The following is an 11,741-nucleotide window of genomic DNA, read 5'->3' as shown; positions in this document are numbered from 1 at the left end:
GGGGGCGGGGGGGGGGGGGGGGGGGCGGGCCGCGGGGGGGCGCCCCGCCCCCCGCCCCCGCCGCGCGCCCCGCCCCCCCCGGACCACGCCCACGACCGCGGTCACGACCACGAGGCGCTGGACAGGTCGGCCGTCCGCCACTGGCGGGTCGACCAGGACGCGTCGCGCCACTGGCGGGTCGACCACGTCGTGTTCGTCCACGAGCCGTCCCGCCACTGCCGGGTCGTCCAGGACGCGTCGCGCCACTGGCGGGTGTCCCAGGCCGGCTGGGTCCACTCGACGGTGCGCCAGGTCGTCCCCTCCCAGCCGTCACCGGTGAGGAGGTGGCCGCGCCAGCGGCCGCCCACCCACGCCGTCTGCCGGGCGGACGCGGTGGCCCAGGCGCGGCCGTCCCAGGCGTTGCCGAAGACGTCGACCTCACCCTGCAGCAGCGCCCCGTCGTGGTCGACGTGCGACGTCCCCCGGGAGGCCTCGATCGAGCCGGTGCCGGTGCCGTAGAACTGCGGCGACTGGGTGGTGTTGTTGTTCGGCTTGACCTGCGCCTGGCGGACGTCGGTCAGCCCGTTGCCGCGGTACTGGTTGGTCGTGGAGTCGAACGGCGACGACGTCGACATGATCTGCCGCTTGACCTGGTCGGGGGTCAGCCGCGGGTCCTCCTGCAGCAGGAGGGCGACCTCGCCGCTGACCACCGCGGCGGCCTGCGACGTCCCCGACGACACGGCGAAGCGGGTGCCCCGGCGGGCGTCGGGGTGCCGCTCGTCGGCGTAGCCGTTGGGCACCCGCAGGCCCGTGACCGAGACACCGGGAGCGACGACGTCGACGTGCCGCTGGTTGGTGCCGCGGGTGGCCCACGAGGGCACGGTGTCGTCGACGGGGTCCACGGTGCCCTGCGTGTCGGCCGCGCCGACCGCCAGGACGTAGGGGTCCCGGGCCGGGTTGGCCAGGTTGTGGTTGGTCGACCCGTCGTTGCCGCCGGCGACCACCACGACGATGCCGGCCTTCCACGCCTGCTCGACGGCGAAGGCCAGCGGGTCGGTGCGCGTGTCCTGGGTGGAGTCGGTGCCGTACGACAGGTTCAGGACGCGGATGTTCATCCCGTTGTCGTCGCGGTGCTCGACGACCCAGTCGATCGCCGCGATGACCTGGGTGACGTCGACCGCGCCGTCGCTGGCCCCGACCTTGACGTCCACCAGGGTGGCGTCGGGCGCGATGCCGTTGAACCGGCCGGGGTCGGTGTAGGACACCGGGGTCCCGGCGACGTCCCGCCCGGCGATGATCGAGGCCAGGTGGGTGCCGTGCCCGTAGGCGTCGCGGTGCGCCAGCTCCGGGTCCTGGCTGTCGAAGGACAGGTCGGGCCCGTTGACGACGTTGCCGGTGTCCAGCCCGGGCACCTCGGTGACGCCGGTGTCGATCAGCGCGACGCCGATGCCCCGGCCGGTGAAGCCGGCCCGGTAGGAGTCGTGCGCCCCGACCGCCTGGGCGATGTGGTACAGCGATCCCTTGGCGCTGACGTCGTAGCCGAGCGGGGCGGCGCCGGCCGGCCCGGCGGTCGCGACGAACCCGCCCAGCGCCGCGGTGGTCGCGGCGAGCGCGGCGATCCCGCGTCCGGCTCGACGCCCCCGACCGCGGCTCATCGCCGGGGTCCGGGTGTGCGTGGTGACTGCATGTGGTGTGCCCATCTCATCCGTGAGACCGCCCCGGTCGGGGTGGCACTCCCAGTAGCGGGACCACTGCGCTTCGTGTCTCCCCGAGGGGCGGAGGGGCCACCCGAAGAGGGGAGCCGACGTGACGGCCCGCTCCGCGCCACTCGCGGGCGGACCTCAGGGGACGACGACCAGCCGGACGCCCGCGTCGCCCGCGGCCTGGCGCGCCCAGGCGCCGGCGACGTCGGCCAGCGGCACCGTCTCGTGCGCGACGGCGACCCGGCCGGCGGCGGCCGCGGTGAGGACCGCGCCGAGCGCGTCGCGGCGCTGCCGCGGGGTGAGCGCGTTGTTGGTGTAGCCGAGCACCTCGGCCGAGCGGCCGCGCAGCACCGCCGAGGAGAACACCGCCTCGTCGCCGGACGCCCCGCCCAGGTTGACCAGCCGCCCGCCCGGCGCCAGCACCCGCGACGCCGCGGTCGCCGCGACGCCGAACACCGGGTCGACGACGACGTGCGCGCCGCCGGGGCACGCCTGCGCCAGCGCCGCGGCCAGCGCGTCGACGTCGCCGGTCAGCGGCACCACGGCGTCGGCGCCGGCGGCGCGGGCCCGCTCCCGCGCCGTGGTCGAGCGGCAGACCGCCACCACCCGCCCGGCGCCGAGCACCCGCGCCGCGCCGACCGCCGCCTGGCCCACCGCGCCGCCGGCCCCGAGGACGACGACGGTCTCCTCCGGCTGCAGCCGTCCGCGCCAGGTCAGGCACATCCACGCGGCGACGCCGGACAGGCCGATCGCCGCGACCGCCGCGTCGGGCAGGCCGGCGGTCAGCGGCACGAGGTCCTCGTCGTCGACGGCGCACCGCTGCGCCAGGCTGCCGTCGCCGGGCGCCATGCCGGCCGACGTCGCGAACCAGACGCGGGTGCCGGCCGGCAGCCGGCCGGACTCCTCGACGACGCCGACGCCCTGCACGCCCGGCACGTAGGGCACCGCCGGCGCGCCGAAGTACGACGTGCCCGACGCGCACAGCAGGTCCAGCGGCACGATCGGCGCGGCGGTGACCCGCACCAGCGTGCGGCCCGGCCCGGCGGCGGGGTCGGGGTGCTCGGCGTGCTCGGGCGGCGTCCCGGGCGCGCGGACGACGGCGGCGCGCACGTCAGGTGACCCGCACGTCAGGTGGTGATGTCGGGATAGGGCAGCGTGATGTGCTCCATCGCCTTCCCGTAGGCCTTCTGGTACTCCAGCGGCCCGTGGTCGCGCTCGAACATCGCGATGAACAGCGTGAGCGTGAGGAACGGGTGGGCGCCCATCTGGAACAGCGTCACGTGGTCGTGCTCGCGCAGCGCCCGCCGCTCGTCCTCGGTGAACTCCAGCCAGGTCGACCGCTCGTCGTCGGTGCAGTTGAGGATCTTGTTGGCCATCTCGGCCTCCCACCACTCGACCGTGCCGGCCGGGTCCTCGCGGTAGCGCTCGACGAGGGCGGGGTCGCGGTCGACGGTGAAGAGGAACTTGTCGAGCAGGTACCTGCTCACCGCCGCACCTCCGCCGGGACGCCGTTCGGGTACCAGGTGAAGTAGGCCTCCATCGTGTGGAACAGGTCGAGGGTGTCGACGTGGTCGGCCTTCTGCCCCTCGCCGGCGGCGCCCATCATCAGCATGAAGTCCATGAAGCCGTGGGTGGCGTTGCCCGGGGCGTGCAGCGAGTCCAGCGACACCTCGGCCAGGCAGCCCTCGACGTCGCCGGAGGCGATCCACTCGACGGCCTTGCGGTCGAACTCCGGGTCGGGCCCGTGCTCGCCGAACTGGCGCGGGCCGCCGAGCTCCAGCGACAGGTGGCCGGTGCCGATGATCGCCACCCGCTCGTCCGACTCCCAGGACTCGACCATCTCCCGGATCGCCTTCCCGAGCTGCACGAAGCGCCGGGGCTGCGGCAGCGGCGGGGCGAAGATGTTCGTGTAGACCGGCACGATCGGCAGGTCGGCCTGCGGGCGCAGCGTGATGATCGGGCACGTGATGCTGTGGTCGATCCGCAGCTCGTTGGAGAAGGCCAGGTCGAAGTCGCGGTCGAGGCCGTCCCGCAGGAGGTGCGCGGCCAGGTCCTCCTCGCCGCGCAGCGTCATCCGCGGCAGGCCGAACTCGCGTTCCTCGTTGTACCAGTTGGCGTCGAAGAAGGGCGCCTTGCCGACGAGGAACTGCGGCATGTTGTCCAGCCACAGCTGGTGGAAGTGGTCGCTGCCGACCATCACCAGCACGTCGGGCTCGGCCCGGGTGAGCGTCTCGCGGAAGCGCTCGATCTTGGCCACCCACTCGTCGGCGAACGGCGGCCGGTCCGCGCCGGTCGAGGTGCTCGCGCGGTAGTAGAAGGGGTGGTGGGTCGACGCGATGACCGCGGCCACCTCAGCCATGACTGCCTCCCAGGGTCTCGGGCTCGTAGGGGTCCGGCGGGACGGAGCGGTTGTCCAGGTCGACCGACAGGAAGACCCGGTTGGCCACGGGGTGGCGCAGCTCCTCGGCGAGCTGGCCGATCAGCCCGGCGGTGCGGGCCAGCAGCGCGAAGCCGCGCAGCAGCTCCAGCGGCAGGCCGAGGTCGGCCAGCGCGGCGCCGCAGACGCCGGCGCCGTTGAGCGGCAGCGTCCTCCCGAGCACCTGCGGGTGCACCCGGCCGATCGCGGCGAACAGCGACAGGTGCGGGCCGACCAGGCCCTCCTCGCCCGCGATCTCGAACAGCCGCGGCGTGCGCGGGTCGCCGTCCTTGTGCACGTGGTGGCCCAGACCCGGGACGAACCGGCCGGCCGCGCGCTGCGCGGTGACCGTCTCCAGGGCGAGGGCGTCCCAGCCGGCGTCGTCGGCCGGGAGCTCGCCCGCCGACACCAGGACGTCGTGCAGGAACCGGCCGCAGTCCTCGGTGACGCCGAGGAAGCGGGAGCCGCCGCCGAGCAGCCCGGCGGCGAGCGCGCCCTGCACCGAGTCCGGCGCGGACAGCCAGGTCAGCCGGGTGACGATCGCCGTCGGGGTGAAGCCGTGGTCGGCGAGCGCGGCGAGCACCGCCTCGAACACCCGGGTCTCCCCCGGCGTGGGCCGGCGCTGGGTGGCCAGCCAGAACGCCAGCTCGCCGAAGCCGACCGTGCCCATGACGTCGCGCGCGAGGTCGGTGCCGAGCAGGGTGATCGACTCGCGGCTCGAGGCGCCCAGCGCGGTCGGGTACCCGTCCTCGGTCACGGCGTCTCCTCGCCCTCGGCCAGCCAGCGGCGGATCTCCGCACCGTGCTCGTCGAGCGCGGGCGGTGGCAAGCGGTACCGCGCCGCCGTCCCGGAGAACCGGATGGGGTTGCGGATGGAGGGGACGGCGGCGCCGCCCTCCCCCGCCGTGACCACGGGGTCCAGTCCGACCTCCTCGGCGAAGGCGACGCCCTGGTCGACGGTGTTGATCGGCCCGCACGGCACACCGGCGGCGATGATGTCGCGGAACCACTCCATCTTGGTGCGGGTCCTCAGCCGCTCGACCAGCAGCGGCCGCAGCTCCTCGCGGTTGGCCGTGCGGTCCTCGTTGTGCAGGAACCGCGGGTCCTCCACCAGCTCGGGCACGCCGAGCACCTCGCACAACTTGCGGAACTGGCCGTCGTTGCCGGCAGTGACGATCAGGTCGCCGTCGGCGCAGGGCAGCGGCTCGTAGGGGAACAGGCTGGGGTGGCTGTTGCCCATCCGGAACGGGACGACGTCGCCGGCGACGTACGCCGAGGTCTGGTTGACCAGCCCGGACAGTGCGCTGGAGAGCAGGTTCACCTCGACGTGCTGGCCGCGGCCGGTGGCGTGCCGCTGGTTGAGCGCGGACAGCACGCCGATGGTGGCGTGCAGGCCGGCCATGACGTCGAAGACGGCGACGCCGGCCCGGTAGGGGTCGCCGCCCGGGTCGCCGGTGAGGCTCATCAGCCCGGAGATGGCCTGCACGATGAGGTCGTAGCCGGGCAGCGACCGCCCGCCGGGGCCGCTGCCGAAGCCGCTGATGGAGGCGTAGACGACGGCGGGGTTGGTGGCGGCCACCGTGTCGTAGTCGAGGCCGAAGCGGGCCAGGCCGCCGGGTTTGAAGTTCTCCACCAGGACGTCGGCGCGGCGGGCGAGCTCGCGGGCCGCGGCCAGGTCGGCGTCGTCGGCGAGGTCCAGCGCCACGGACCGCTTGTTGCGGTTGACGCCCAGGTAGTAGGTGGACACCCCCTCCCCGCCGACGTCCCGGACCGGCGGTGCCCAGGTGCGGGTGTCGTCGCCGCGCGGGCCCTCGACCTTGACCACCTCGGCGCCGAGGTCGGCCATGAGCATCGTGGCGTAGGGGCCGGCGAGGATCCGGGAGAAGTCGGCCACGAGCAGGCCGGCGAGGGGGCCCTCGGGGTTCGGCGCGCCGGGTGCTGCCGTCATCGTCGCGTCGCGCTCCTCGGCATCGGGGCTGGCACCAGCGGACAGTCGTCCGCCGGTCGCGCCGAGTCTCGGCACCCCTACCGAGCCGTGTCAACCGCAGGGGCGTCGTCTTGACATGTGCGGCAGGTCACGAGCAGGGTGGCCCGGTCCGCACGGCGTGTTCGCCCAGCGGACAAGCGTCCGTCGAGCCAGCGACGTCCGAGGAGAGCACGATGACCGAGCCCCAGACCCCGGCGCCGCAGGCCGGTCGCCCCGTCGTGTTCCGCGGCGGCACGGTGCTGACGATGGACGACGCCGGCACGGTCCTGCGCGACGCCGACGTCCTCGTCGTCGGCGACCGGATCGCGGCCGTGGGCCCGGCGCTGGAGGCGCCCGAGGGCGCCCAGGAGGTCGACGCCACCGACGGGATCGTGATGCCGGGGATGATCGACACCCACCGGCACATGTGGCAGACGGCGATGCGCGGCTACGGCGCCGACTGGTCCCTCACCCAGTACTTCGTCTGGTACTACCTCGAGCACGGCCGCCGCTTCCGCCCCGAGGACGTCGCCGCGGGCAACCGGCTGGCCGCGCTCGAGGCACTCGAGGCCGGGGTCACCACCGTCGTCGACTGGTCGCACGGGCTGCAGACGGTCGACCACGCCGAGGCCGCCGTCGACGCGCTGCAGTCGGTGCCCGGCCGGTACGTGCTCGCCTACGGCAACATCCAGGCCGCGCCGTGGGAGTGGACCGCGGACAAGGCCGTGCAGGCGTTCCTCGAGCGCCGCCGCACCGGCGCCGGCGACCTGCTCGGCTTCCAGCTCGCCTTCGACGTCACCGGCGACCCGGCGTTCCCGGAGAAGGCCGCGTTCGAGGTGGCCCGCGAGCTCGGCCTGCCGGTGACCACGCACGCCGGCGTCTGGGGCGCCACCAACGACGACGGCATCCGGCTCATGCACGAGCACGGCTTCGCGACGCCGGAGACGGTGTACGTGCACGCCGCGTCCCTCTCCCCCGACAGCTACCACCGCATCGCCGCCACCGGCGGGTCGGTCTCGGTGTCGACGGAGTCCGAGCAGAGCGCCGGCCAGGGCTACCCGCCCACCTGGCAGGTGCGCGCCCACGGCATCCCGGTGTCCCTGTCGATGGACACCAGCGTGTGGTGGAGCGGTGACCTGTTCTCGGCGATGCGCGCCACGCTGGGCGCCGACCGCTCGCGCGAGCACTTCGAGGCCCACCTCAAGGGCGACACGGTGACCCAGCTGGCGCTGCGCGCGCAGCACGTCGTCTCCTGGGCCACCCGCGGCGGGGCGGCGGCACTGGGCCGCGACGACCTCGGCCGGCTCACCCCCGGCGCGAAGGCCGACGTCGTGCTGGTCAAGAACGACGCCTCGCCGGTGTCCTTCCCCCTGCTCAACCCGTACGGCCACGTCGCGTTCCAGGCGCAGCGGGGCGACGTGCACACCGTGCTCGTCGACGGGCGGGTCGTGAAGTCGCAGCACCGGCTGGTCGGCGTCGACCTGGCCGCGGTCCGGCGCGAGGTCGAGGCCACCGTCGAGCACCTGCGCGCCGACATGGGCGAGGACGTCTGGCAGGTGGGCATGGACCCGGAGCTCCCGTCGGCCGAGGTCCTGGACAACCCGTACCAGTACACCGACTACCGCTCCGAGACCACGCACGCAGCCCGGGAGGAGGCCTTCGAGCGCCACCTCTCCTGGGAACGGTGACGACCCGGCCCGGGTACGTGGGATCCCGATCCCGGAGGAGGGGGTGCGGTCGTGGCCGGACGCGGTGAGGGGCCGGACTTCGTCGAGGCGCTGGCGCGCGGGCTCGACGTGCTCACCTGCTTCGGCGCCGACCGGCCGGCCATGACGCTGTCGGAGGTGGCGGCCGCCGCGGGGCTGGCCCGGCCGACCGCGCGGCGGCTGCTGCTCACGCTCGAGGAGCTGGGCTTCGTGCGGTCGGCCGGCGGGACGTTCTCGCTGACCCCGCGGGTGCTGTCGCTCGGGATGGCCTACGTCGGCGCGCTCGGGCTGTGGGACCTCGCCCGGCCGCACATAGAGGCGCTGGTCGCGCGGACCGGCGAGTCGTCGTCGATGGCGCAGCTCGACGGGTCCGACATCGTCTACGTGGCCCGGGTGTCGGTGCCCAAGCTGATCACCCTGCGGGTCGAGATCGGCACGCGGTTCCCCGCCCTCCAGACCTCGCAGGGCAAGGTGCTGCTCGCCGCCCTGCCGCCCGACCGGCTCGAGGCCACCCTCGCCGAGCCCAGCCGCTCGGGGCTGCCGCCCTACATCGGGCGCACGGCCGAGCAGCTGGGTGAGGAGCTGACCGAGGTGCGCGCCCGCGGCTGGGCACTGGCCGACGAGGAGCTCGCGCCCGGCGTGCGGTCGGTCGCCGTCCCGGTGCGCGACGGCACCGGCGCGGTGCGCGCGGCGATGAACGTGACCGTGCACGCCGCCGAGACCTCGACCGAGCGGCTGCTGGCCGAGCACCTGCCCGCACTGCTGCGCACCGCCGGCGAGGTGAGCGCGGACTGGGCGCGCTGGCAGTCGCGCCCGCACGTGGAGGTGGACCGCTCGCGCTCTGTCGGATGAGACACGGTCGGATGAGACACGGCCGGGTGGGACGCGGCGGATGAGGGGCGACCGGATGGGTAGTCCCCGTCCCGTGAGCGGGAAGTCGGCGGAGGACTACGAGGAGGACTACACCGACCCGGAGCTGCGCGCGCGGCTCAAGGAGGAGATCGAGGCCGGGGACCGGGGCGGGCGGCCCGGCCAGTGGAGCGCCCGCAAGAGCCAGCTGCTGGCCTCCGAGTACGAGGGGGCCGGCGGCGGCTACCGGCACGAGGGCGAGCGCAGCGCGTCGCAGCGACACCTGCAGGAGTGGACCCGGCAGGACTGGCACACCGCCGACGGCGACGACCGCGCCCGCGGTGAGGGCGGGACGAAGCGGTACCTGCCCGACGCCGCCTGGGAGCTGCTGTCCGAGGAGGAGGAGCGCGCCACCGACGCACGCAAGCGCGGCTCCGACGAGCAGCACGTGGCGAACACCGACGCCGCGAAGGAGGCCCGGAGGGCCGCCGAGCTGGTCGACGCGAAGGCGACCGAGGCCCGCGAGAAGGTGGCGGAGATGCACGGCGACTCCCAGCTCGACCGCGCCGAGCGGGCCGAGCGCGACCTCGGCAGGGGCCGCAGGACGGTGCTGGAGGCGATCGAGCGGCAGCGCGACCGCGACTGAGCGACACGCCGTGCAGTCCGCGCAAGCTTGCACGGACTGCACGTTTCGCGGGATCATGTCCGGGTGACCTCCGGCCTGCGCGAGCGCAAGAAGCTCGCCACCCGCTCGGCGCTGCACGCCGCCGCGCTGCACCTGGTCGCCGAGCGCGGGCTCGACGCCGTCTCGGTCGACGACGTCGCCGAGCGCGCCGGGGTCAGCCCGCGGACGTTCTTCAACTACTTCCCCACCAAGGACGACGCCGTCCTGGGCCTGGACCCCGCCGACTCCGCGCTCGTCGCCGAGCGGTTCACGGCGCGCCCGGCCGGCGAGGACCCGGTCACCGCGCTGCGCGCCGTGCAGGCCGGGCAGGCCGCCGCGATGGCCGAGGAGCCCGAGGGCGTGTGGCCGCTGCGGCTGCGCGTCATCGACGAGCACCCCGTCCTGCTGGCCCGCCTGCACGCCGCCTTCGGCGCCTCCGAGCGGGCACTGGCCGACGCCGTCGCCGCCCGCACCGGCACCCGGGTCGGCGTCGACGCCTACCCCACCCTGCTGGCAGCCGTCGCCGGGGTCGCCCTGCGCACCGCGCTGCACCGCTGGCTGGCCGCCGACTTCACCGTGCCGCTGCCCCGCCTCGTCGACGAGGCCTGGGACGCGCTCGCCGCCGGGCTGCCCGCCCCGCGCCCCTGATCCCCCGAGCGGCCGGCGCCGTCCGCTCGCCCCCTCGGTGCCGCGCGCCCGCGGCACCGTCGCACGACCCGTGGAGAACGACGTGAACCCGCCGCCCGACGGCACCGCCCCGCCCATCGTCCTGACCCGCCGCCGCATCAACCTGATCTTCTCGGCGCTGCTCGCCGGGATGCTCGTCGCCGCCCTCGACCAGACGATCGTCTCGACGTCGATGCCGACCATCGTCGGCGAGCTCGGCGGCGTCTCGCACATGGCGTGGGTGACCACCGCCTACCTGCTGGCCACCACCCTGGTCATGCCCGTGTACGGCAAGTTCGGCGACCTGTGGGGCCGGCGCACGCTGTTCCTCGTCGCGATCGGCCTGTTCACCGTCGCCAGCATCGGCGCCGCGCTCGCGCCCGACTTCACCTGGTTCGTCGTCTGGCGCGGGGTCCAGGGCCTCGGCGGCGGCGGGCTGATGATCCTGTCGCAGGCGATCATCGCCGACATCGTCCCGGCCCGGGAGCGCGCGAGGTACATGGGCCCGATCGGCGCCCTGTTCGGCCTGTCGGCCGTCGCCGGGCCGCTCGTCGGCGGCTTCTTCACCGACACCGCGGCCCTGGGCTGGGAGTGGTGCTTCTGGATCAACGTGCCGGTCGGCGTGGGCGCCTTCCTCATCGGCTGGTTCGCGCTGTCGCTGCCGCGCCGGCGCAGCACCACCCCGCTCGACGTCGCCGGGATCGTCGCGCTGTCGGCGACCACGACGTCGCTGGTGCTCTTCACCGACCTCGGCGGCAGCGACGGCTGGACCGACCCGTGGACGCTGGCGCTGGCCGCGGCCTTCGTCGTCTGCGCGGTCGCGTTCGTGCTCGTCGAGCGGCGCGCGGTCGAGCCGATCGTCCCGCTGTCGCTCTTCCGCAACCCGACCTTCGTCGTCGCCACCGCGATGGGCATGGCCGTGGGCCTCGGCATGTTCTCCGCGATCGCGTTCATGCCGACGTTCCTGCAGATGAGCTCCGGGCTGTCGGCCGCGAACTCCGGGCTGCTCATGCTGCCGATGACCGCGGGGATCATCCTCACGATCCAGAGCTCGGCGGCGGTCATCCTGCGCACCGGCCGCTACAAGCGGTTCACCACCGCCGGCGTCGCGGTCATCCTCGCCACGATGGTCTGGATGACCACGCTGGCCGGGGACACGTCGCTGTGGACGATCGGCGCGATGTTCCTCGCGCTCGGCTGCGGCCTCGGGCTGATCATGCAGAACGTCGTCCTGGCCGCCCAGAACGCCGTCCCGGCCACCCAGATCGGCACCGCCACCTCGACGAACAACTACTTCCGCGAGGTGGGCGCCACCCTCGGCGTCGCCGTGTTCGGGACGCTGTTCACCAGCCGGCTGGCCGAGAACCTCACCGGCGCGCTGACCGGCAACGCCGAGCAGGCGGCCGCCGCGGGCATCACCTCGCCGGACACCCTCGTGCCGTCGGCGGTCGACGCGGCCGGCGACCCGCTGCGGACGGCGATCGTCGACGCCTACGCGGACTCGCTCGCGCCGGTGTTCTGGTACCTGGTGCCGATCCTCGCCGTCGCCCTGCTGCTGTCCTTCGTGCTCAGGGAGATCCCGCTCGCCGAGCACGCCGGCATGGTGGCCCGCGGCGAGGCGGTGGAGTCCGAGGAGGAGCTCGCGACCCTGCTGCGGTCCGGCGCGCAGGCCGCCGTCCCGGCGCCCGGGCCGACGCTGCAGAAGCGGGACGACGACGCGCTGCCCGTCTGACCGTGCCGGGGCGGCACCCCGGCGAGCGCTGTACCCCGGTGGCCCGGGACCCGCGCGGTCC

At 74.7% G+C, this 11,741-nt stretch carries 11 protein-coding genes; 5 read left to right on the top strand and 6 right to left on the bottom strand.

Features of this window, described 5'->3' with window-relative positions; all coding sequences use genetic code 11:
• Positions 1-101 precede the first annotated feature (101 nt).
• The 6 genes from ACI8AK_RS23115 to ACI8AK_RS23090 form a co-directional block, all read right to left on the bottom strand.
• Positions 102-1,634, bottom strand: coding sequence for a S8 family serine peptidase (locus ACI8AK_RS23115; protein WP_387984971.1), 1,533 nt, complete (start codon positions 1,632-1,634; stop codon positions 102-104).
• A 186-nt stretch (positions 1,635-1,820) separates the two neighbouring features.
• Positions 1,821-2,792 (bottom strand): zinc-binding dehydrogenase, encoded by a 972-nt coding sequence (locus ACI8AK_RS23110; RefSeq protein WP_456902031.1) that lies wholly within the window; start codon positions 2,790-2,792, stop codon positions 1,821-1,823.
• Positions 2,793-2,809: 17 nt separating this feature from the next.
• A complete protein-coding gene (locus ACI8AK_RS23105) occupies positions 2,810-3,169 on the bottom strand; it encodes a hypothetical protein (protein WP_387984977.1) in 360 nt (119 codons plus the stop codon).
• Positions 3,166-4,041 (bottom strand): DODA-type extradiol aromatic ring-opening family dioxygenase, encoded by an 876-nt coding sequence (locus ACI8AK_RS23100; RefSeq protein ID WP_387984980.1) that lies wholly within the window; start codon positions 4,039-4,041, stop codon positions 3,166-3,168. The genes ACI8AK_RS23105 and ACI8AK_RS23100 overlap by 4 nt, the downstream gene beginning before the upstream one ends.
• Positions 4,034-4,855: a citryl-CoA lyase gene (locus ACI8AK_RS23095; protein WP_387984983.1), complete on the bottom strand. Its 822-nt coding sequence runs from the start codon at positions 4,853-4,855 to the stop codon at positions 4,034-4,036. The genes ACI8AK_RS23100 and ACI8AK_RS23095 overlap by 8 nt, the downstream gene beginning before the upstream one ends.
• Positions 4,852-6,045, bottom strand: a complete 1,194-nt coding sequence (locus tag ACI8AK_RS23090) for a CaiB/BaiF CoA transferase family protein (protein ID WP_456951396.1) — start codon at positions 6,043-6,045, stop codon at positions 4,852-4,854. The genes ACI8AK_RS23095 and ACI8AK_RS23090 overlap by 4 nt, the downstream gene beginning before the upstream one ends.
• Before the next feature lie 212 nt (positions 6,046-6,257).
• Between ACI8AK_RS23090 and ACI8AK_RS23085 the strand changes: the two genes are divergently transcribed.
• The 5 genes from ACI8AK_RS23085 to ACI8AK_RS23065 all read left to right on the top strand — a co-directional run bounded on the left by ACI8AK_RS23085 (position 6,258) and on the right by ACI8AK_RS23065 (position 11,680).
• A complete protein-coding gene (locus ACI8AK_RS23085; RefSeq protein WP_456902028.1) occupies positions 6,258-7,751 on the top strand; it encodes an amidohydrolase family protein in 1,494 nt (497 codons plus the stop codon).
• A 51-nt stretch (positions 7,752-7,802) separates the two neighbouring features.
• On the top strand, positions 7,803-8,621 hold the full coding sequence (locus ACI8AK_RS23080) for an IclR family transcriptional regulator domain-containing protein (protein WP_456958177.1): 819 nt from the start codon (positions 7,803-7,805) through the stop codon (positions 8,619-8,621).
• A 73-nt stretch (positions 8,622-8,694) separates the two neighbouring features.
• Positions 8,695-9,264 carry a hypothetical protein gene (locus tag ACI8AK_RS23075; RefSeq protein WP_456958176.1) on the top strand — a complete coding sequence of 190 codons (570 nt, stop codon included), beginning with the start codon at positions 8,695-8,697 and terminating at the stop codon, positions 9,262-9,264.
• Between the two features lie 63 nt (positions 9,265-9,327).
• Complete coding sequence (locus ACI8AK_RS23070) at positions 9,328-9,930, top strand: TetR family transcriptional regulator (RefSeq protein WP_387984997.1); 603 nt, start codon at positions 9,328-9,330, stop codon at positions 9,928-9,930.
• 70 nt (positions 9,931-10,000) lie between these two features.
• Positions 10,001-11,680, top strand: a complete 1,680-nt coding sequence (locus ACI8AK_RS23065; protein WP_456958175.1) for an MDR family MFS transporter — start codon at positions 10,001-10,003, stop codon at positions 11,678-11,680.
• Positions 11,681-11,741: the final 61 nt, after the last annotated feature.

This window comes from Geodermatophilus sp. SYSU D00867, assembly GCF_054050315.1.
Note: the sequence above shows the minus strand (reverse complement) of the source record. Positions and strands in the feature narration are given on the sequence as shown.

Excerpts from the sequence above, each read along its gene's own strand:
- ACI8AK_RS23115 (WP_387984971.1), bottom strand. The coding sequence starts at position 1,634 with ATGAGCCGCGGTCGGGGGCGTCGAGCCGGACGCGGGATCGCCGCGCTC.
- ACI8AK_RS23100 (WP_387984980.1), bottom strand. The coding sequence starts at position 4,041 with ATGGCTGAGGTGGCCGCGGTCATCGCGTCGACCCACCACCCCTTCTAC.
- ACI8AK_RS23090 (WP_456951396.1), bottom strand. The coding sequence starts at position 6,045 with ATGACGGCAGCACCCGGCGCGCCGAACCCCGAGGGCCCCCTCGCCGGC.
- ACI8AK_RS23085 (WP_456902028.1), top strand. The coding sequence starts at position 6,258 with ATGACCGAGCCCCAGACCCCGGCGCCGCAGGCCGGTCGCCCCGTCGTG.